This is a genomic window from Agarivorans sp. JK6, from assembly GCF_045277145.1.
In the GTDB taxonomy this organism is placed as follows: domain Bacteria; phylum Pseudomonadota; class Gammaproteobacteria; order Enterobacterales; family Celerinatantimonadaceae; genus Agarivorans; species Agarivorans albus.
Window position 1 is genome coordinate 2,907,273 of the sequence record NZ_CP113525.1, and the last position, 19,630, is coordinate 2,926,902.

17 protein-coding genes and 5 tRNA genes are annotated in these 19,630 nt (G+C 43.7%); 8 read left to right on the forward strand and 14 right to left on the reverse strand.

Annotation, left to right across the window (positions count from 1 at the left end; all coding sequences use genetic code 11):
• Positions 1 to 35 precede the first annotated feature (35 nt).
• From OV592_RS13515 to OV592_RS13525, 3 genes are all read right to left on the reverse strand, one after another.
• Positions 36 to 1,043 (reverse strand): LacI family DNA-binding transcriptional regulator, encoded by a 1,008-nt coding sequence (locus OV592_RS13515; RefSeq protein ID WP_016400670.1) that lies wholly within the window; start codon positions 1,041 to 1,043, stop codon positions 36 to 38.
• Positions 1,044 to 1,155: 112 nt separating this feature from the next.
• Entirely contained in the window at positions 1,156 to 1,860 is a 705-nt protein-coding gene (locus OV592_RS13520) for a phytanoyl-CoA dioxygenase family protein (protein ID WP_406608948.1), read from the reverse strand.
• Between the two features lie 283 nt (positions 1,861 to 2,143).
• Entirely contained in the window at positions 2,144 to 3,964 is a 1,821-nt protein-coding gene (locus OV592_RS13525) for a carbohydrate-binding protein (RefSeq protein WP_406608949.1), read from the reverse strand.
• An 842-nt stretch (positions 3,965 to 4,806) separates the two neighbouring features.
• Between OV592_RS13525 and OV592_RS13530 the strand changes: the two genes are divergently transcribed.
• Together OV592_RS13530 and OV592_RS13535 are read left to right on the forward strand one after the other, a co-directional pair.
• Positions 4,807 to 6,138, forward strand: a complete 1,332-nt coding sequence (locus tag OV592_RS13530) for a carbohydrate porin (RefSeq protein ID WP_016400674.1) — start codon at positions 4,807 to 4,809, stop codon at positions 6,136 to 6,138.
• A gap of 256 nt (positions 6,139 to 6,394) precedes the next feature.
• Positions 6,395 to 7,360, forward strand: coding sequence for a MalM family protein (locus OV592_RS13535; RefSeq protein WP_406608950.1), 966 nt, complete (start codon positions 6,395 to 6,397; stop codon positions 7,358 to 7,360).
• A 262-nt stretch (positions 7,361 to 7,622) separates the two neighbouring features.
• Here the strand turns inward: OV592_RS13535 and OV592_RS13540 are convergent.
• The 5 genes from OV592_RS13540 to OV592_RS13560 form a co-directional block, all read right to left on the reverse strand.
• Positions 7,623 to 7,699, reverse strand: a tRNA-Pro gene (locus tag OV592_RS13540).
• Between the two features lie 47 nt (positions 7,700 to 7,746).
• Positions 7,747 to 7,831: transfer RNA gene (locus OV592_RS13545), tRNA-Leu, on the reverse strand.
• A 43-nt stretch (positions 7,832 to 7,874) separates the two neighbouring features.
• Positions 7,875 to 7,950 (reverse strand) — tRNA-His (locus OV592_RS13550).
• Positions 7,951 to 7,981: 31 nt separating this feature from the next.
• Positions 7,982 to 8,058: transfer RNA gene (locus tag OV592_RS13555), tRNA-Arg, on the reverse strand.
• A gap of 47 nt (positions 8,059 to 8,105) precedes the next feature.
• Positions 8,106 to 8,182: transfer RNA gene (locus tag OV592_RS13560), tRNA-Pro, on the reverse strand.
• Positions 8,183 to 8,601: 419 nt separating this feature from the next.
• Between OV592_RS13560 and OV592_RS13565 the strand changes: the two genes are divergently transcribed.
• The 3 genes from OV592_RS13565 to OV592_RS13575 all read left to right on the forward strand — a co-directional run bounded on the left by OV592_RS13565 (position 8,602) and on the right by OV592_RS13575 (position 12,128).
• Positions 8,602 to 10,266 (forward strand): putative transporter, encoded by a 1,665-nt coding sequence (locus OV592_RS13565; protein WP_338621653.1) that lies wholly within the window; start codon positions 8,602 to 8,604, stop codon positions 10,264 to 10,266.
• 177 nt (positions 10,267 to 10,443) lie between these two features.
• Positions 10,444 to 11,301, forward strand: coding sequence for a bifunctional methylenetetrahydrofolate dehydrogenase/methenyltetrahydrofolate cyclohydrolase FolD (gene folD, locus OV592_RS13570; protein ID WP_016400678.1), 858 nt, complete (start codon positions 10,444 to 10,446; stop codon positions 11,299 to 11,301).
• 98 nt (positions 11,302 to 11,399) lie between these two features.
• Complete coding sequence (locus OV592_RS13575; RefSeq protein WP_406608951.1) at positions 11,400 to 12,128, forward strand: substrate-binding periplasmic protein; 729 nt, start codon at positions 11,400 to 11,402, stop codon at positions 12,126 to 12,128.
• Between the two features lie 43 nt (positions 12,129 to 12,171).
• Here OV592_RS13575 and cysS read toward each other — a convergent pair whose 3' ends face one another.
• On the reverse strand, positions 12,172 to 13,551 hold the full coding sequence (cysS, locus tag OV592_RS13580) for a cysteine--tRNA ligase (RefSeq protein WP_221076723.1): 1,380 nt from the start codon (positions 13,549 to 13,551) through the stop codon (positions 12,172 to 12,174).
• Between the two features lie 152 nt (positions 13,552 to 13,703).
• On the opposite strand from cysS, the gene OV592_RS13585 reads away from it, so the two are divergent.
• The 3 genes from OV592_RS13585 (at position 13,704) to OV592_RS13595 (ending at position 15,746) form a co-directional block, all read left to right on the forward strand.
• Complete coding sequence (locus tag OV592_RS13585) at positions 13,704 to 14,201, forward strand: peptidylprolyl isomerase (RefSeq protein WP_406608952.1); 498 nt, start codon at positions 13,704 to 13,706, stop codon at positions 14,199 to 14,201.
• 6 nt (positions 14,202 to 14,207) lie between these two features.
• The gene (gene lpxH / locus OV592_RS13590; RefSeq protein ID WP_406608953.1) at positions 14,208 to 14,957 is read left to right on the forward strand and encodes a UDP-2,3-diacylglucosamine diphosphatase; all 750 of its coding nucleotides are present in this window, start codon (positions 14,208 to 14,210) and stop codon (positions 14,955 to 14,957) included.
• 192 nt (positions 14,958 to 15,149) lie between these two features.
• The gene (locus OV592_RS13595) at positions 15,150 to 15,746 is read left to right on the forward strand and encodes a Yip1 family protein (protein WP_016400683.1); all 597 of its coding nucleotides are present in this window, start codon (positions 15,150 to 15,152) and stop codon (positions 15,744 to 15,746) included.
• A 57-nt stretch (positions 15,747 to 15,803) separates the two neighbouring features.
• Here OV592_RS13595 and rluB read toward each other — a convergent pair whose 3' ends face one another.
• From rluB to rnm, 5 genes are read right to left on the reverse strand one after another with little or no spacing between them, the layout of a single operon-like run.
• Positions 15,804 to 16,664 (reverse strand): 23S rRNA pseudouridine(2605) synthase RluB, encoded by an 861-nt coding sequence (gene rluB, locus OV592_RS13600; RefSeq protein WP_040306893.1) that lies wholly within the window; start codon positions 16,662 to 16,664, stop codon positions 15,804 to 15,806.
• Positions 16,665 to 16,690: 26 nt separating this feature from the next.
• Positions 16,691 to 17,242 carry an SMC-Scp complex subunit ScpB gene (scpB, locus tag OV592_RS13605; RefSeq protein WP_406608954.1) on the reverse strand — a complete coding sequence of 184 codons (552 nt, stop codon included), beginning with the start codon at positions 17,240 to 17,242 and terminating at the stop codon, positions 16,691 to 16,693.
• Positions 17,235 to 18,053 carry a ScpA family protein gene (locus tag OV592_RS13610; protein WP_016400686.1) on the reverse strand — a complete coding sequence of 273 codons (819 nt, stop codon included), beginning with the start codon at positions 18,051 to 18,053 and terminating at the stop codon, positions 17,235 to 17,237. Before OV592_RS13610 ends, scpB begins: the two co-directional genes overlap by 8 nt.
• Complete coding sequence (locus OV592_RS13615; protein ID WP_016400687.1) at positions 18,053 to 18,673, reverse strand: L-threonylcarbamoyladenylate synthase; 621 nt, start codon at positions 18,671 to 18,673, stop codon at positions 18,053 to 18,055. Before OV592_RS13615 ends, OV592_RS13610 begins: the two co-directional genes overlap by 1 nt.
• 23 nt (positions 18,674 to 18,696) lie before the next feature.
• Positions 18,697 to 19,539 (reverse strand): RNase RNM, encoded by an 843-nt coding sequence (gene rnm / locus OV592_RS13620; protein WP_406608955.1) that lies wholly within the window; start codon positions 19,537 to 19,539, stop codon positions 18,697 to 18,699.
• Positions 19,540 to 19,630 lie beyond the last annotated feature (91 nt).

Consider the following 19,630-nt stretch of genomic DNA (forward strand, 5'->3'; position numbering starts at 1 on the left):
TCAAACTGCTTAATTTGCACAGTAGGAGTGAACAACTAGATTGTTTTAACGGATTCGCGTTCCATCAGTTGAACATCAACCTCTAGGGCTAAATCCAGTTCTTCCTGTGCAATCAAACTTAATGCGCGTTTCGCAGCTAAGTTGCCGATACTTGCAACAGGTATCCTCATTGAGCTCATTTTGGGTTTAAGGAATTCATTCAGTGGCACATCCTCAAAACCAATCACTGAGACATCTTCAGGTACCGACAGCCCGGCATGATTAAGCGCTTGAATTCCGCCAATCGCCATTTCGTCGTTACCATAAAAGACGGCGCTAAAGTGATGTTTAGCCGCTAACAACTTTTCAGTTGCTAGCTTTCCGCCAGGGACTTGAAAGTTAGATTCCAATACCAACTCAGGACGATAAGGAATTGCGAATTCCTCTAAAGCCTTACGGTAACCGGTTAATCTATCTCTCGCGTCTTGATTGCTTAAAGGTCCGGTGATGGTGGCAATATCACTATGCCCGTTAGCAATCAGGTGCTTGGTAGCCTGGTAAGCTCCACTGGTGTCGTCGAAGCGTATACACTGGCTGTCCAATTCTTCAATAAAGCGGGAAATCAATACTACTGGGCTTCCTGCTTGGTTAATCTTGATAATTTCTTCGTCCGATAAACAATCGGAATACACAATAATCGCGTCACATTGGCGCGAGACCATGAATTCCATGGCTGCACGCTCAGACTCATAAGTGCCATGCCCGCTAGTTACCATGCATTGATAACCAGCTTTGGTGAGAACTTCTTCTACCTCACACATGATGCTGCCAAAAAAGAAACCGCCTAAAGAGCGCACCATTAAACCAACACTTTGCGAACGCCCTTTTGCCAAGGCTTGAGAGAAATAGTTGGGCGCAAAACCCAACTCATCCATGGCTTGATTGACGCGCTCTCGTAACTCTGGTTTCACGCCTGGGTAATCGTTTAATACCCGTGATACTGACGCACGAGATACCTTCGCCCTCGCGGCTACATCTTTAATGGTAACTTTCTTGTTATTCACAACGCTCTCCGTAAGCGGTTTCACAGCTAGCTCTAATAAGACCTTTATTTTCAGTCACTAGCAATTGCAGAACCAATTTCTATGGGTTTTGTCGTGAAAAATGTTAACGCTATCACTGTCGCTCTTCTACCACTTTGTTGCTGCCAAAGTGGTAACGCATATTCCGGTAGACACAAATGTCAGTAATATCTAAAGGCGTGCCTTTAGGAACTGCGCGATAATTAGTCGATATACGGTTTCCACCATGGATTGGAAGTACTCGATGCCAAGTATGGCCATGCAAAAAAATTAGGCTGCCTTTTTTGGGGCGCAGCACTAATTGCCCTGGTAACTCGCCCTCTGGGTCTCCAATCGGAATTTCACCACGCAAATGAGAGCGAGGCACCACAACTATTTCACCACCTATGTCTTGGCGAATGTCCGAGGTGTAGATGAGGCGATTAATATTGAAACGCTTAGGGTCATCGGGGTCGCAGTCTTGATGCCAAGCCTGCCCTACCGTACCTTGTTTAGAAAACATCACCATGCAGTAAAGTGTTTGGCTGTCTTCGCCTAACACGGCTTTTGAAAGTGCTTTGAAGTAAGGGTGCTGATCAATCTCGTTAAACAACAAGCAACCTTCATTTTGCGGAAACCAAGGAATCACTTCGGTTTTGGCACGATCTAAAAATTCATTGGTGTGCCAAAATTCTGGATCTACACCATAGTGCTCATTAATAGCATTGGTCATTTGGTCCATTAGCTGCATTGAAAAGAAGTCTTCAATAAGTAAGTAGCCATCTCGCCAGAACTGATCACTAAGTGCCTTAAGATCCATTTCTTCTCCAGTTTACCTTATTCCCTTAACCCAGAATCCGATTAAAAAACACAAAATGAAACCGGTTCCTGAAACTGGTTTCAGAATATTATTGATTATGAAAACAAACAAGTAATCTAAAAGAGAAATGAGATCTTGATCAGTAATAATTAACTTAGCATTAACATTTATTTGAAGCTGATTAAGGCAAAAAAAGCCCGCAGTCTATGCGGGCAAACAAAGGCTATGCAATTGCTAATATAGCCAAGGAAGAGGAATGAAATAGATTCGACTAAGGCACCTCCTATTGTTGAATAAATTCGAACCAGTCAATGTTTCCTGGCGTGTTATAGTCACCACTTGCAGTAAATTCGATGGTAAGTAAGTGCTCACCTTGAGTTAGCGTTATTTCCTCAAGACTCACTACTTGGTAGGTTTTCCAACTCTTAGTTGCCGGAATGTTTACTTGTTCGATGAGTGTTTCGCCATTTAATAGCACTTTGAAAGAGCCGGCTTTTTTCCCACCATGCCCCAGCCTAAAGTTAGCGGTATAAGTGCCTGTTTCGGCCACGCTAACCGAGTAATTCAACCACTCACCTTTGGCTGTCCAGCCAACTACGAAGCTTTCGGTCTCGGGATCTTTGCCAATATCAACAAGTTCATCTTCACGGAAGCGGATGCCCCATTCGTTCGCACCGTGGTTTATGCCCGAACTATCTTTATAAGCTACACCCTCGCCTCCTTTATCGTACTCTTGTGCTTGAATACGACCAGGAATTGCAGCAGGTTTATCGTGAAATGGGCTTGATTTAACCACTTTGGCTATTTCTGATTTAACGGCTGTAGCTGCCGTTATTGCAACACTGGCTTCAGTCCAACCACTCAATTGATCAAAGCTGCCGTCTTCTTGGCGATAAATATACTTACCGTTGTCTAGGCGATTAAAGAACTGTTGCTCAATGTATGGATTAACTTGCACTCTGGCATCACCCCATATGCCATCTTTACAGGTTAAGCCAAGCTTAACTGCGCGGGTGTTTGTAATGTCGCAACTCCAGCCAGCAAATGACTCCCAATGCATGTTGATGTAAGACACTGCGCGAATTGATTGCTGATGACGTTCCAGAAAATCAAAGAACGGTTCATACCAATCTTGCCAAATTTGCTCGCCACTAACTTTTTGTAAGTTATTCACCGTGGTATCTGCATCGGGTTTGTACTCGCCACGTTCAATCCAATAGTATTTGGGGCTAGCTTCAGCAACAAAGATAGGCTTATCTTTTGCATTTAAGTAAGCGATGATGTTATCCAAAGCTAAACTATTGCCTTGCTCGTCAACATCACTCAAGGAGCCAAAAGCACTCGGCAAACCACCAGCGGCATTTTTAGCTGTATCACTTAGGCAATCACGAGGTTGGGAAAAATATGAAAGCCCCAGCCAATCAACATGCTCATCGCCTGGGTACCAGGCGTCATAATCTAAGCCCTTAAAACTGTTCTGAGTTTCGGTAAACACCGAGTTGTCCATAGATGCACAATAGCCAGCAATTTGCCAAACAGTAGTAATATTTTGCGCGTCATTCTTGGCAATAGCAGCAGTGATAACCTTCCAAGCAGCTTTAAACTCTTCTGGGTGGTAGTTATTCCAGTAACCATCTACTTCATAGCCAATTCTGAGCATAATTGGCCTATTCAAACCCTTTAGATGTTTTACTAAACGGTCTACATTATTGACGCTACGTGGGTGCCCTTCTGCTAACTTCTTATAGGTGTTTTTTAGCCACAAGCCTATCGCCAATGTAGCGTTTGGGTAATCCTCAGCATAAGCAGGAATATCCAAAGACCCATGCGACTCAGGAAAAGCATTAAGCACACCGGTTAAGTCGGCCGAGGCGTAAGCGGTAACTGCAGCAGGCTGCACTCCTGTGTCAGCAACAAACTCATTAATAGTTTGTATGTCTTGGCCAATAAACATTAAGGTTTTACCCTGCGGAGGCAAAAACTGATGACGCTTGTACGATGTTACATCTAGATTAGGCTCAACCTTACTGGTTGCTCCGCACCCACCTAACAACGCCGCTAGAGAAACACCCAGTATTGCCGAGGTAGTTGTCCTTTTCTTCATATGTCGCTCTTCCATAAAGTTCTCGTAATAACGCTTTTACTTTACCACTCGAACTAATTAAAACCGTGAACTCAAACACACAAATGAAACCGGTTTCATTTGAATGTTATTTAAAAGTAAAATCATCGAACTATAAATAAAGGAGCGAGCTTTTGTGGCAGAAAGTGAGAAGCCAGTTGCTAATTTCACATTGTCATTGGAAATTTAATAAATATAAAACAGATACTTATATTAAAAACACAGATTAAGCACCACTCGGCAATGCCATAGGTAGCAAACAAACAAGGTCATTTCGAGCAACCCTCTAAAGCCGAACGCTTAGCCACCAGGCCTAAAATATCATCGCTCTACTATTCATTTGCGCTCGCACCAAACACGAAGTTAATATTTTGTTATTCACGCTTTTAAAAATCACATTTGCTCGTGATTGTTACAAGCAATCTGGATTAGCGTAATAATGAATAAGCCCCCCACAATAAACAATTATCCGTAAGCAACTGATTATAATGATTAAAATATCCATTAGAACACTGTAAAGGTGACGCATAATCTAATTAGCAAGCTAAAAACTGCCCCACATCACATGTTAACGCTACCATTCAAAATCGCTTATTTTTGCCCTAACGCTCCGCAGCGTTAACAAAAATTTACTTTTGCTTATGAATTTTAAAAATCGAAATAGAACTGTGATCCATACACCATTGAAACCGGTATCATTGTGACGAAGTTCAAAATAAAACCGGTTTCAGATCCCTATAATCGAATCGTCTTTTGGTAAAACAGCGATGTTTAAGGAAGTCCAATGAAGACATACGGAAATATATTTAGGGAGTTAAATTAAAATGAAAATTAAAGCACTATCTGTTGCATGTTCAATGGCACTTGCAGCTAGCGCAGTTAGCACAACTGTTGCAGCTGAAGAAGGATTCGAATTCCACGGATACTTCCGCTCTGGCGCGCTATTTACTGGCTCAACTGGCGGCAACCAAGCACTTTACCCTGCATCTAAAGAAAGCTTAGGTCGCTTAGGCATTGAAAGTGATGACTTCTACGAGCTAGCGTTTAACAAAACGTGGGCCCTAGACAACGGTCAAAAAATTGCTATCAAAACGCGTTTAGGTCAGCACAACACTGGCGAAGATGCATTTGAAGCTCAGCAGAACTACTCGATTAACGGTTCAGCTACTGGCTTACTAGAGGGATTTGTAGAGTTTGAAGGCTTAACAAACACTGGCAAAATGTGGGGTGGTCAGCGCTACTACGGCCGTGATAACTACATCTTCATGACTGACTTTTTCTACACAGATTGGTCGGGCACAGGTTTAGGTGTTCAGCAAATGGAACTAGGCGGCGGAAAGTGGGATTTTGCTTACTTAGCAAGTAACCGCCCCGATGACAACGGCTATGGCAGCGACGAAAGCGCCCCACTTCACTTAGGTCACGCTCGTGCTGATTACGGCAACTGGCGCGTAGAGTTAGTGGGTAAATACATGGCTGACAACGTGTCTCGCAGTGATGACGGAAATGGCAATATTACTGTTTCTGAGTTTGCCACTAATGGTATTGAAGCGCATGTTCAATACACACCAAAAGACTTCTTCTGGTTGGGCAATGGTTTCTCAAAAATCTCTGTTCAAGCCGGTTCAGGTCTAGGTGCTAGTAGCATGCTTGGTAAGTCATTCACTAACTACAACGGCTATGCGCCAGGCAGCGCTGGTAAAGGCCCTGTTGGCATGGCTCACGTAGATAAAGGCGATAAATCTTACCGCGCTTTAGCTTATGGTGGCTGGTTTGGCAGCAGCGTTATGATCTTCCCATCTGTTCAAATGCAGTATGACGATTTAGATAATGGCAATAAGAGCTTATGGTGGTCAGCAATGGCTCGCCCTGTGTTCTTAATTAACTCTATCGACAATTTCACCATTGCAACTGAATTTGGTTACACAGAAACAGACGTAGAAGGCTCAGGCGGTAACACTTTGTTTGAATCTTCACAGTACAAAGCAACCATAGCTCCTACTTGGGTAATTGGTACTGGTACTGGCCCTGCTCCTGAGATCCGCTTGTTAGCAAGTTACATCGACGGTAAGACAAATGGCCAAGATAATACCAATGCAAATGGTGAGCAAAAAGGTGAGTTTGTTTACGGTGTTCAAGCGGACATGTGGTGGTAGAAACGAGCCCTTAGGAAGAAGTGATTGGAGTTAGTGTGGCACCAACTTCAAACACTCCGGTAAAACTTCGGGTGATGACGAAGCTTTACTAACCCTAATAGGCAAGGTGAAATATTTGTGGCGAATACTCACCTTGCCTACTTTACGCTAAGCCTTTGTGAATTAGCAATAACTTAGTCAACAAACAGCAACAAGATAAAACAAAAACAACAAATAAAGGTAAAGGCAATGATCTTTGCTTAGCAACAAGGAAGATATGATGAAAAAGTTACTAGTAATAACTATGGTTGCGTTAACAGCGGCCTGTAGTAGTAATAAGAGTATGATTATTGATTATGGTGCTGCCGACGCAAAATCCGTACAGAAAATAGATCCCAGCATTGGTTACCAAGCCTTAGAGCAAGCGCCTGTGTGCTGCTCTAACTTGTCACAGCTCAATTACCAAAAAATATCGGCGCCAGGTAAAGTTGACTTTACCCTCACTACTCAAGATCCCGCTTTTCAGTTCAGAACAGGTAAATCCTTTGTTAAAGCCGTTGAATTACCAGAAGTAAATGGCCCCATTAAGGTTGCGGTATCTTCCCCCATTGTTACCAGTGTTTTTGCTCCTACCCTATTAGTACTCGACAAAAACTTCGACCCCATTGATGTTTACGGGAAAGAAACTATCAATTACGAGAACGGATCGCTATTAAATATTGACCGTTTTTTTGGCAATGTGGAATTACCCGCAGTGTTTCGAGATGGGAGACAAGCTAAGTACCTAGTGGTGCTTACAACAGACCAAGCGATGCAACAAACCACTAAACTCGACCCACCCGATCCAAAAGCAGTGGAGTTAGGTAGAGAGGCCGATGTAGTAAAAATGTACAGTAACCAGCCCATTGCACACACAGCTACCGGTGTATTCCGCTTAGCCTTCGATTACGCACCAGGGGCAGCTAGCTCAGCGAATGACATGGTTGAACAGCAAAACTCTGCAGACGCATTAATTTCAGAGCCTGCTGCAGCCAGCACTGCAAGCGCTGTTGCAGTAAGTTCAGCAAAAACCAAGACCAGCCCTATACAACCAGAAACCGAAGCAATGTTTAATCAACTTATCGAAAATGCGGTAAAAGCCAGTGACTTTGATAAGGCGTTAAGCTTTGTGGAAGAAGCTGAGCGTGCAGGTTCAACCTCAGCCCGCAAAGCCTTGGTTGAAGCAATGAAAAAGCATCACTAGCGATAGCTTTAAACTTTACATCAGAAGAGAGCTACGGCTCTCTTTTGTATTTGGAGGTGTGTTAAGTCGAGCACACTACCAACACAAACATTCAGATTTTAATAAACGTAAAATACAGAAAGCCTTACCACTGTGGGCAAGGCTTTAGATAATAGTCGATGATAAGCCAAGCTTAACAGGCGAAGTCCTTAAACCAACGTTCAAAATTCAATAAACACTAATTACAAAAAAGCCCCGTCATTACTGACGAGGCTTCATGTAGTGGTCGGTGATGAGAGATTCGAACTCCCGACCCTCTGGTCCCAAACCAGATGCGCTACCAAGCTGCGCTAATCACCGAAAACTAGTTGGTACTTTTTAAGCGTTACCTACGCTTACACCAATAATGGTGCGGAAGGAGAGACTTGAACTCTCACACCTTGCGATACTAGAACCTAAATCTAGCGCGTCTACCAATTCCGCCACTTCCGCAAAACTATTTTCGCAACATTGCTATGGCAATGTAGTCGAATAATGGGGTGAGTAATGGGATTTGAACCCACGACAACCGGAATCACAATCCGGGGCTCTACCAACTGAGCTATACCCACCACAAACTTTTATGCTACTAGAGCATGTATTTGGCGCACCCTGTAGGACTCGAACCTACTACCTACGGCTTAGAAGGCCGTTGCTCTATCCAGATGAGCTAAGGGCGCATCTTTAGCGTCAAATAACCCAGTGTAAACACTAGGCTTCAAAAATTTGGTCGGTGATGAGAGATTCGAACTCCCGACCCTCTGGTCCCAAACCAGATGCGCTACCAAGCTGCGCTAATCACCGATTGCTTTGATATTTTAGAAGGCTATACCCTCTGGTCCCGCTCTTTATGAGCTTCGCGACGATGCGCTATCAAACTACGCTTTTCACCGATTTGTTTAAAGCACTGATTGTGCCCTTCAACGGAGGCGAATACTACCCACTTGATTGGTCAGCGTCAAACAGTTTTTTACTGATATTTACCGATTGGTTACAGCATAGCCAAAATGGGTGAATTTCAACAATATCTAGGGCTATTTATCAGCAAACAAACGGCATGTGCCAATCAACAAGCTTTGCACTTCCACATTTTTTACGTAGGCACTGTTTATTTAGATCATTGTTATTTATTAATCCAAATCAATAGTTAACTACGACTAAAGTAGTAGTCTCGTGCTGGTTATTTAAACACAAAATGTTTTTTACGATTGGAATGGAATCTCATGAGTGAAGTTGCGTTATCCATCTTAGTGCTATCAGCAGTGGCTGTTATAGGCTTATGGTTTGGTGGAATAAAGGTTCGTGGTGTTGGCTTGGGCATAGGCGGTGTATTGTTTGGAGGCCTATTTGTTGGCCACTTCATCAAACAATTTGGCTGGCACCTTGATCCACACGCACTACATTTTATTAAAGAGTTTGGCCTTATCCTATTTGTTTACACCATTGGTATCCAAGTAGGTCCTGGTTTTTTTGCCTCCCTTAAAGCAAGCGGCTTACGATTAAACCTACTAGCCGTTGGCATAGTCGTATTGGGCGGCGTTACTGCAGTTGCACTTCATTTTATTTTCGACCTGCCTTTAAACGTATTTTTAGGCATATATAGCGGCGCGGTTACCAATACCCCCTCTCTAGCAGCTGGTCAGCAAATTTTGCAAGAACTAGGTATGGCTACCGAAGAAACCACCGTACTCGGTTTAGGTTATGCCATGGCCTACCCCTTTGGTATTTTGGGCATCTTGCTCACTATGTGGATCATCCGCCTTGCCTTTCGCGTTGATATCGAACAAGAAGCAGAAGACTTCGATAATGCCAAAGGTAAAAAGAAACAAAGCCTACTCGATATAAACGTTATTATTGAAAACCCCAACCTAAATGGCATTGCTTTCTCAGAGTTGAGTAAACTGATTGGCGAAGATGTGATTTGTTCGCGAGTAAAATCGGATGGCGAACTAAAAGTACCTGGTGCCGATATGCTGATGCACCTTGGCGACTACCTACACTTAGTTGGGCCCGACCGCAATAAACTAGAACAAGCCACATTAATCATTGGCCAAGAGATTAATGAATCTCTTTCTACTAAAGGGACCTTGCTTCGCAGTGAACGGGTTGTAGTCACCGAAGAGCGGATTTTAGGTAAAAAACTCAGCGAGTTAGATTTAAAACATAGCTTTGACGTAATTATCTCGCGTCTAAACCGTGCCGGTGTTGAGCTGGTTGCTAACAAAGACACCATTTTACAGTTTGGCGATATTCTTAATATCGTAGGCCCTAGCCAAGACATTGAAAAAGTAGCCAAAAGCTTAGGCAACGTGCGTAGCAAGTTACAGCATGTACAAATGCTGCCTATTTTCATTGGTATTGGCTTAGGTGTTTTACTGGGTTCTTTACCTTTAGCAATTCCAAGCTTGCCGGCTCCTCTTAAGCTTGGCTTAGCTGGAGGGCCACTTATTGTGGCAATTATTCTTGCGAGAATTGGCAGTATTGGCCGCCTTTACTGGTTTATGCCACCAAGCGCTAACTTAGCACTTAGAGAGATAGGGATTGTGCTATTTTTGGCGGTTGTAGGTATTAACTCGGGTGCTAACTTCATTGAAACTTTAGTCGAGGGCGATGGCCTTAGCTGGATGTTCTATGGCGCTTTTATAACCCTTATTCCCCTGCTTATTATCGGCTTTATTGGGCGTTACGTTCTAAAAGTAAATTATTTAAGCCTATGTGGTTTGATGGCAGGTTCGATGACCGATCCACCAGCGCTGGCATTTGCTAACTCTATTCACAGTACCAGCGGTGCCTCGGCCTTAGCCTATGCTACGGTGTACCCTTTGGTAATGTGTTTACGGATTTTATCACCACAAGTAATCGCTGTATTACTCTGGGTTGCTGCTTAGTTATATAAAGGCCTGTGCAAGCAGGCTTTTTCTTTATCCGCCTTATAAATTCCCCCGTTTCGCTCAACTTCTTTTTAAAACCATCCTTTTTGCTAAAAAAAAGATCTGACATTTATTCGCCTATCATGCCAAAATAGCGCCCTCTAGCATGGTCAATCACTCGTTAAAGAAGAATCAATGTCTGCACAAATAATTGATGGAAAAAAAATCGCTCAACAAGTTCAAGATCAAGTTGCTGAGCGTGTTAAGCAAAGAGTCGCTGAAGGGAAACGTGCTCCAGGTTTAGCCGTGATTTTGGTAGGCGATAACCCAGCCTCTCAAGTGTATGTAGGCAGCAAACGCCGCGTATGTGAAGCCGTTGGTTTTATTTCTAAGTCTATCGACTTAGATGACAACACTGATGAGCAAACGCTATTAGCCGAAATTGACAAACTTAACGATGACCCACTAATCGACGGAATCTTAGTGCAATTGCCTTTACCTGAAGGTATCGATGAAACCAAAGTGGTTGAGCGTATTCGCCCTGACAAAGATGTAGATGGCTTTCATCCTTATAACATTGGTCGATTAGCTCAACGTATTCCAGCACTGCGCCCATGTACTCCTAAAGGCATTATTACCCTTATTGAATCAACCGGTGTCAGCCCTTACGGCTTAGAAGCCGTGGTTGTAGGTGCCTCAAATATTGTTGGCCGACCAATGACCTTAGAGTTATTGCTAGCTGGCTGCACTACCACCACTTGTCACCGTTTTACTAAAGACCTAGAAGCGCATGTGCGTCGCGCCGATTTAGTAGTTGTTGCTGTAGGCAAACCGCAATTTATTCCTGGCGAATGGATTAAACCCGGAGCAATGGTGATCGATGTAGGCATTAACCGCTTAGACAACGGTAAACTAGCTGGTGATGTTGAATATGAAGTTGCTCGTCAAAATGCCGCATTTATTACGCCAGTACCTGGTGGAGTTGGCCCAATGACAGTGGCAACACTTATTCAAAACACCTTAGAAGCCTGTGAAGAGTTCCACGACAAATAGTTAGCTGGGCGAATACTCAGATCAAGTATTCGCCATTTTCACTGCAACTTAATCAAAAGTAAGCTAATTTTAACAAAGGGACTAGATTAGGATTACTTATGCTCCACCGTTACTTATTATTGCTGTGTTTAACCTTACCTTTTGCCGCTCGTGCAGAAAACATTAGCTTTGTAACGGAAAACCTGCGCCCTTTTAACTATGTAGAAGATGCTCACCTAACCGGTATTTCTGTAGAACTACTGCGTTTAGTGTGGCAAGAGATGGGCGAAGATCCTCAGTCTATTAAAGTGCAAACCTGGGAAAAAGCCTACTATTTGCTACAGCATCGCCCCAATATGGCATTGTTTCTTACCATGCGTAGCCCCCGTAGAGAACACATGTTTCACTGGGCCTGCCCCATAACCACCTCCAATATTAAGCTCATCGCTTTAAAGTCACGCGCTATCAAAATTGACCAAATTGGACCAAATTCAAAACTGCTATTTGGCGCTATGAAGGCCGGCGTTGGCGAACAACTCTTGCTCTATAAAGGCGTTGAGTTTGAGCAGATATCACTTACCGAAGACTTAGAAAAAGCCTTACGCATGTTAAAGCGCGAGCGTGTTGATGTTATTGCTTCTGAGCCCGAGGTCGTCGAGCAAACCGCTAAAGCCTTAGGATTTGAAAGTGAACTATTTGAACCTGTTCACCAGCTAGGTAAATTAGAGGGTTGTTATGCATTTAGCCAAGGGACTGACCCAGATTATTTGCAACGCTTTAGAGCCGCACTAAGCAAAGTAACCTCTGGCGAGCAATACCAAAGCTTATTAAAGAAATACAAGATGTAAAAAAGGCAGCCTAGGCTGCCTTTTTGTTATCTGTAAACCTTGCTTAGGCTTTACGCCAAGTTGTACCTGCCGCACCGTCTTCCAACACAATACCCATTTCGGTTAAACGATTACGTGCAATGTCTGCTGCAGCCCAATCTTTATCAGCTCGCGCTTGGTTACGCGCTGCAATCAAAGCCTCAATCTCAGCCACTTCACTATCGTGCTCACCTTGCAAAAAGGTTTCTACATCTTGAGTCAAAATGCCAAGCACTGCGCTAAGTTCTAACAACAAGCTAGCATACTGGCCGGCTAACATTGCATTGCTTTCTTTAACCCGGTTAATTTCTTTTGCTAACTCGAATAAAACAGGCAAGGCTTCTGGCGTATTAAAATCGTCATCCATCGCAGCCTTAAACGGTTCACGATAAGCAGCTGCTACTTGTTCGTCTACAGCTACCAGCTCAATACCACGCAAGGCCGTATACAAACGCTCAAGAGCCGAGCGAGATTGCTTTAAGTTGTCTTCAGAGTAATTTAACTGGCTGCGGTAATGACCAGACAACAAGAAGTAACGCACCGTTTCAGGGTCATACACTTCTAACACATCTTTGATGGTGAAGAAGTTACCTAAAGACTTAGACATTTTCTCTTTGTTTACCTGAACCATGCCAGAGTGCATCCAGTAGTTCACGTAATTGGTTTTATGAGCGCAGCAAGATTGAGCAATTTCATTTTCATGATGTGGGAAGGCTAAATCTGAACCGCCACCGTGAATATCAAATACATCCCCTAAGTGCTTCATATTCATTGCTGAACATTCAATGTGCCAGCCAGGGCGACCTTTACCCCATGGAGAATCCCACATAGGCTCACCAGGTTTGGCACTTTTCCACAACACAAAATCAAGAGGATTACGCTTGTCTTCTTCTACTTCTACTCGCGCGCCTGCTTGTAGCATTTCTAAGTTTTGTAAGCTCAACTTGCCGTAATCGGCGAAGGTGCTTACTTCAAACAGTACATCGCCGCTGTCGGCAACATAGGCATGGCCATTAGCAATCAGCTTTTCTATCACCTCAATGATTTCTGGCATATGCGTTGTTACCCGAGGCTCAATATCTGGGCGCAGCATATTCAGTGCATCAAAGTCAGCATGCATTGCTTTGGTAAAGCGCTCGGTTAAGGCATCGCAGCTTTCGCCGTTTTCAGCAGCACGTTTAATAATTTTGTCGTCTACGTCGGTAATGTTGCGAACAAAATTTAGCTCGTAACCCGACCAACGTAAGTAGCGAGCAACCGTATCAAAAGCAACAAACGTACGCGCGTGGCCAATGTGACAGTAGTCGTAAATGGTAACTCCACAAACATACATACCCACTTTCCCTTCTACTAAGGGCTTAAACGCTTGTTTCTTGCGGGTTAAAGTATTGTATATCTGTAACATCTAATTGGTTTCCTGTTCCATTTACTGACTATTGCTAAGGTTGGCTATTCTAACACTGCGCTTGAGGAAAAACAGCCGAATTAAGCGCTGTGACTAGTCAGTAGACATGGGAAAGTTTAGAATCGGTGCACTTACCAAAAAAGGGTGAAACAATGGTTACTTTACATACAAATTTTGGCGACATCGTGGTTAAACTAAACACCGCAGAAGCGCCTGAAACAGCTGCTAACTTCCTTGCATATGCAAAAGACGGTTTTTATAACGACACTATCTTCCACCGCGTAATCGATGGCTTTATGGTTCAAGGCGGTGGCTTTGCATCTGGCATGGAAGAAAAAGAAACCAAAGCGCCAATCAAAAACGAGGCGAACAACGGTTTATCTAACAAAATTGGCACCTTGGCAATGGCCCGCACCATGGATCCTCACTCAGCATCTGCCCAGTTTTTCATTAACGTGAATGACAACACCTTCTTAGACTTTAAAGCAGAGACCACCGAAGGCTGGGGTTACTGCGTATTTGGTGAAGTGGTTGAAGGCATGGATGTAGTTAACAAAATCAAAGGCGTAGACACTGGTAACTTTGGTTATGTTCACTCAGACGTTCCTTTAGAAGAAGTACTAATCACTTCTGTAAGTGTTGCGGAATAAGCTTACGTGCACACCTATTTCATTTCAGATTTACATCTAAGTGAAGATCGGCCTGACATTATTCAGGCCTTTCTCGACTTTTTGCAGCAACAAGCCCCTAAGGCCGATGCCCTCTACATTTTGGGCGATTTATTCGAGTTTTGGATTGGTGATGACGATAAAACACCGGTGGCCAAGCAAGTAGAGCAAGCGTTAAAAGCTTTGTCTGATAAGGGTGTGCCAAGTTACTTTATTCATGGCAACCGAGACTTTATGGTAGGCAAGGCTTACGCAAAACGCTGCGGCATGACCTTGCTTGAAGAAGAAAAATTGGTAGATCTTTACGGTCATAAAGTCTTAATTTTGCATGGCGATACCTTATGCACTGACGATGTAGGTTATCAAGAATACCGCGAGGTGACTCAAAAGCTTTGGCTTAGGCGCTTATTTTTATTGCTGCCTCTATTTGTTCGGCAAAAAATAGCCAACAAAATCCGCAGTAAAAGTAAACAAGCCAATACCAGCAAATCGCTTGGCATCATGGATGTTAACCAACAAGCCGTTGAACAGCGCTTTGAACGTCAGGCTATCGACTACATGATTCACGGTCATACCCACCGACCAGATATCCACTCAATTCAGCAAACCAATGATGCAATCAAGTATCGGGTAGTACTTGGAGATTGGTACCAACAAATGAGTGTATTAAAAATTGATCGAAACGGCTTAGAACTTAGCGCTAAAGGTCAGCTACAGAAGCTTGAGCTTGGTCAATAATTTAAACATTAAGTACTAGCACTTTGCTTAGGTAAATTGTTATTAAACCAAGCCAAGCACTTGAATACTCTACTCTTACCCTAATCCTCAGCAGAATCGTTTAATTAATAAACTACTTGACGATTTCATAGACATCGCGCATAACTTAATCATTAATGTTGCATTAATGTTAATTTCAGCGAGGACGCGCCTATGTTATTTAGTCATGTTTGGGGACTAGCTTCACATACAAAAGAAGAATGGCAAGACATTGACAAGCACCACGAAGGGATCGGAGCGAGCTTGTCACACTTATTACTTATGGCACTTATTCCTGCCATTTGTGGTTACTTTTCTACCGTGCACATTGGTTGGAAGGTGGGAGCAAATAGTTTTTCATTAACCAGCGACAGTGCCATTTTCATGTCTGTGGCTATGTATGCTGCCATGGTTACCGTAGTGTTGTGCTTAGCTTATGCAGCGCTTTGGATGGCAAAAACGTTTAATACCGATACCACCTACCAGCAAACCCTAGAGCTATCTGCTTACGTAGCCACGCCAATTTATATGGTGGGTTTCGCCGCGCTTTATCCAGAACCTTGGTTTGTTATGGTTGCCGGCTTAGTTGGCGTTACTTACGCCGTATATTTACTGTACACGGGTGTGCCTATCATTATGCACATCCCAGAAGAGCGAGGCTTCATCTTTGCCAGTAGCCTAGTCACTGTAGGCTTGGTGATGTTGGTGACCGTGCTCATCTCAACTGTTATTTTATGGTCTAGTGGCGCAGGCCCCATCTTTGCGAACTGACGAAAGACCAAAACAAAAAAGCTCGCAACTAAGCGAGCTTTTTTATTGGCTAAAGGGCTATTTTAAACGCCTTCTTTTTGCCGCTTGGCTTTGCGTGCGAGAGCGGTGTTTACGCACCGACTTTCTAATACGCTGAGTACTGCGAACACGATCTTCCACCTTGATAATCGTATTCTCTTCTTTATTTAGCTGTACCAACTTACGCAAGTAGTTTACCTGATCTAAGGGCATTTCTTGCCAACCGCTGCGCGGTAAACCTTTAGGTAAAGGAATAAGCCCATAACGAACCCGAATCAAACGGCTCACTTGCATGCCTTGAGATTCCCACATTCTGCGCACTTCGCGATTACGACCCTCGCTTAGTGTCACGGAGTACCACTGATTAATACCCTCGCCGCCTTGGCGCTTAACCGTGGTAAATGCAGCACGGCCATCTTCTAATTCAACACCGGTGCGTAAGTTACGAATTACTTCGTCATCTACATCACCAAATACCCGCACCGCGTATTCTCGCTCAACTTCGAAACTTGGATGCATCAAACGGTTAGCCAACTCGCCATCGGTAGTAAATAACAATAAACCAGAGGTATTGATATCTAATCGACCTACCGCAATCCAACGACCATGTTGCAAGCGTGGTAAACGGTCAAATACGGTTTCTCGCCCTTCTGGGTCATTGCGAGAACAAATTTCACCCTCTGACTTATGGTAAGCCAATACACGACAAATGGTATCTTCGACTTTTTGAATATCGATGATGCGGCCATCCACCCTTACTTCAACCCCTTCTTCGATGCGATCGCCTAAGGTGGCAATACTCCCATCTACGCTTACTCTCCCTGCGTCAATTACAGCTTCCATCTCACGACGTGAGCCTAAACCGCTGCGGGCCAGGACTTTTTGAAGTTTTTCACTCATATTTCTTATCCGGGTGGTAAAGTGCGCTAAGTCTGAAAGTCTTGAGGCAGTTTTTCAAGTAAAGATTGATCTAATTCTGGCAAATCGGCCAGATCTTTCAAACCAAAGTAATCTAAGAAGCTTGTTGTAGTTGCAAATAAGGTAGGACGGCCGGGAATTTCTTTATGTCCAACGCTGCGGATCCAATTGCGCTCTCTCAATACACTTATGATATGGCTGCTCACGACCACTCCTCTAATCGCTTCGATCTCACCGCGAGTAATCGGCTGGCGATAAGCAATTAAAGTGAGAGTTTCTAACATTGCTCGGCTAAATTTCGGGGCTTTTTCAGCCCATAAGTTGGCTAATTGTGGCGCATATTCTTGGCGCGCTCTAAATTGAAACCCGGATGCGGTTTCGGCCAACTCAATACCCGAATCTTGATAACGCAAAGACAACTCTTCAAGCACCATATTCACTTGTGCTTTAGCTAATCCTACATCTGCCAACACCGTGGCTTGCAACTCTTTAACGCTAAGCGGTCTACCAGCAACAAACAAAGCGGCTTCAACTAACTTAACTAAATTGGGTTTAGCCATGCTCAGAGATCTCCGCATCAACCAATAATACTTGAATAGGCTGCAGAGGCTGACTTTGCACACACTTGATATAACCTTCTTTGACTAACTCAAGTATTGCCAAAAAACTTACCACTAAACCGCTACGACCTTCAGATAAGGAAAACAACTGACTAAATTCGACAAACTGGTGTTGTTGTAACTTGGCCAATATATCGCTCATCCTTTGCCGAGTAGACAGTTTTTCACGCTTAATTTCATGATGTTCAAAGTTAGCCACTCGCTGAGCAATACCCCGCATAGCTTGAATCAACTCATCCATCGTCACTTCTGGGTAAATAACATTGATTGGCATATCTTGAGGGCGGTTGATGGTAGCTGTGTAAGTATCTCGTTGCTGTCTTGGTAGACTATCTACTTTTTCGGTAGCGTCTTTATATAATTCATACTCTTGAAGACGCCGAATAAGCTCAGCCCTTGGATCTTCCTCAACTTGCTCGTGCTCTTGTACTGGTAGCAAGCTGCGCGATTTAATTTCGGTTAACAGCGCTGCCATTACCAAATACTCTGCTGCGAGCTCTAATTTGAGCATTCGCATTGCTTCAATATATTCCATATATTGCTGGGTGATGGCTAATACTGGTAAGTGTTCAATATCCAACTTCTGTTTACGGATTAAATACAATAATAAATCCAATGGCCCCTCAAACTGCTCCAGAATCACTTCCATGGCATCCGGCGGAATAAACAAATCCTCCGGCATGTCTAGCCAAGGCTCACCATTTACGCTGGCTAGGGTTAATTGCTGAGTAGGAGAAGCCTGTTCAGACATTATTCAAATGGGCTCGTATCACCGGAGCCACTGCGCAATATCTCTGGCTCATCTTCTGAAAGATCAATAACAGTAGTAGGCTGCTCGCCTAAATAGCCACCGTTAACAATTAAATCTACTTGGTGTTCCAATAGGTCGCGTATTTGTTCCGGATCAGATTCGGTGTAGTCATTGCCCGGCAAAATTAAGCTCGATGACATTAGTGGCTCACCAAGAGCTTCCAGCATCGCCAATGCAATTTTGTTGTCGGGAACTCGAATACCTATGGTTTTACGTTTGGGGTTAAGTAAACGACGTGGCACTTCCTTGGTACCTTTAAAAATAAAGGTATATGGTCCTGGGGTATTGTTGCGTAACAAGCGATAAGCTTGGTTACCCACTCGCGCGTATTCCGAGAGCTCAGATAAATCGCGACACATTAAAGTAAAATGGTGGTTTTTATCTAACTGACGAATACGGCAAATGCGCTCTAATGCGGCTTTATCACCAATATGGCAACCAATGGCATAACCTGAATCGGTTGGGTAGATCACCACCCCGCCCTGTTGAATATGATTAGCCGCTTGGTTCATCAAGCGCTGTTGAGGGTTGTCGGGGTGTACATAGAAAAACTGACTCATAACTGTCCCTGCGATTAATGGGCCTAGCGATTGGATTCAGGAGAGAAGCCAGGCCACAACTGCCAAATAGCTTGGCACTTTTCTGGTAATTGTAAGCCTCTACCTAATTCACGCCAAGGAGAGGGATGATGAAAATCAGAGCCTTGAGAAGCACGTAATCCATTTTGTTCGGCTAAATCAGCTAGCCACAGTAATTGGTCTTTAGACATTTGCGGCATTGCCACTTCTACGCCGTCGCCGCCCAATTCGGCAAACTCGGCCAACAACTTACGCACCCATTTATTCGACAAATCATAATGAGTTGGGTGAGCCAATACAGCAACGCCGCCGGCTTGGTGAATAATCTCTATAGCATCGCCCATGCTCATCCAATTATTAGGCACATAACCGGTATTACCACGGCTTAAATACTTATCAAATACTTTATTAAAGTTAGCTGCTATACCACGTTCCACCAATACCTTGGCAAAGTGAGAACGGGTAATCGGGGCATTGCCTGCCAATTGTTTCGCATCACTGTAAACATCATGGATACCGGCTTTTGCTAAACGGCGGCTCATTTCTTGAGCTCGAACTTCTCGCTTGTCTCGTTGTTCAGCCAAGTGCCTTTGTAATTCTGTAGACGTCACGTCAATATTCAAGCCTACAATATGAATATCAAAAGCATGCCAAGCAGTAGAGATTTCGGTGCCAGTGATAATTTGCACATGCTTCGCATTAGCTTTTGCTTCTGCAATGCCCGCGGTGGTGTCGTGGTCAGTAATAGCCAATACGTTGACTTGCATGTTTTCAGCACGCATTACGATTTCAGTTGGGCTTAAGCCACCATCCGAGGCAGTAGTATGGCAATGCAAATCAAATCGCATTAAATTTCCTAAATTTTTTCTTGACTTGGTGATGTCATTTACAGTTAACTTAGTCTATCAAAATGACTAGGAATAAGCATGACAACTTTTC

What these genes read in the sequence shown, in the direction of transcription:
- OV592_RS13575 (WP_406608951.1), top strand. Translation starts at nt 11,400, where the DNA reads ATGCTCCACCGTTACTTATTATTGCTGTGTTTAACCTTACCTTTTGCC.
- folD (WP_016400678.1), top strand. Translation starts at nt 10,444, where the DNA reads ATGTCTGCACAAATAATTGATGGAAAAAAAATCGCTCAACAAGTTCAA.
- OV592_RS13535 (WP_406608950.1), top strand. Translation starts at nt 6,395, where the DNA reads ATGATGAAAAAGTTACTAGTAATAACTATGGTTGCGTTAACAGCGGCC.
- OV592_RS13520 (WP_406608948.1), bottom strand. Translation starts at nt 1,860, where the DNA reads ATGGATCTTAAGGCACTTAGTGATCAGTTCTGGCGAGATGGCTACTTA.
- OV592_RS13615 (WP_016400687.1), bottom strand. Translation starts at nt 18,673, where the DNA reads ATGAGTCAGTTTTTCTATGTACACCCCGACAACCCTCAACAGCGCTTG.
- rluB (WP_040306893.1), bottom strand. Translation starts at nt 16,664, where the DNA reads ATGAGTGAAAAACTTCAAAAAGTCCTGGCCCGCAGCGGTTTAGGCTCA.
- rnm (WP_406608955.1), bottom strand. Translation starts at nt 19,539, where the DNA reads ATGCGATTTGATTTGCATTGCCATACTACTGCCTCGGATGGTGGCTTA.
- OV592_RS13610 (WP_016400686.1), bottom strand. Translation starts at nt 18,053, where the DNA reads ATGTCTGAACAGGCTTCTCCTACTCAGCAATTAACCCTAGCCAGCGTA.
- OV592_RS13595 (WP_016400683.1), top strand. Translation starts at nt 15,150, where the DNA reads ATGTTATTTAGTCATGTTTGGGGACTAGCTTCACATACAAAAGAAGAA.
- OV592_RS13585 (WP_406608952.1), top strand. Translation starts at nt 13,704, where the DNA reads ATGGTTACTTTACATACAAATTTTGGCGACATCGTGGTTAAACTAAAC.
- cysS (WP_221076723.1), bottom strand. Translation starts at nt 13,551, where the DNA reads ATGTTACAGATATACAATACTTTAACCCGCAAGAAACAAGCGTTTAAG.
- OV592_RS13530 (WP_016400674.1), top strand. Translation starts at nt 4,807, where the DNA reads ATGAAAATTAAAGCACTATCTGTTGCATGTTCAATGGCACTTGCAGCT.
- scpB (WP_406608954.1), bottom strand. Translation starts at nt 17,242, where the DNA reads ATGGCTAAACCCAATTTAGTTAAGTTAGTTGAAGCCGCTTTGTTTGTT.
- OV592_RS13525 (WP_406608949.1), bottom strand. Translation starts at nt 3,964, where the DNA reads ATGAAGAAAAGGACAACTACCTCGGCAATACTGGGTGTTTCTCTAGCG.
- OV592_RS13565 (WP_338621653.1), top strand. Translation starts at nt 8,602, where the DNA reads ATGAGTGAAGTTGCGTTATCCATCTTAGTGCTATCAGCAGTGGCTGTT.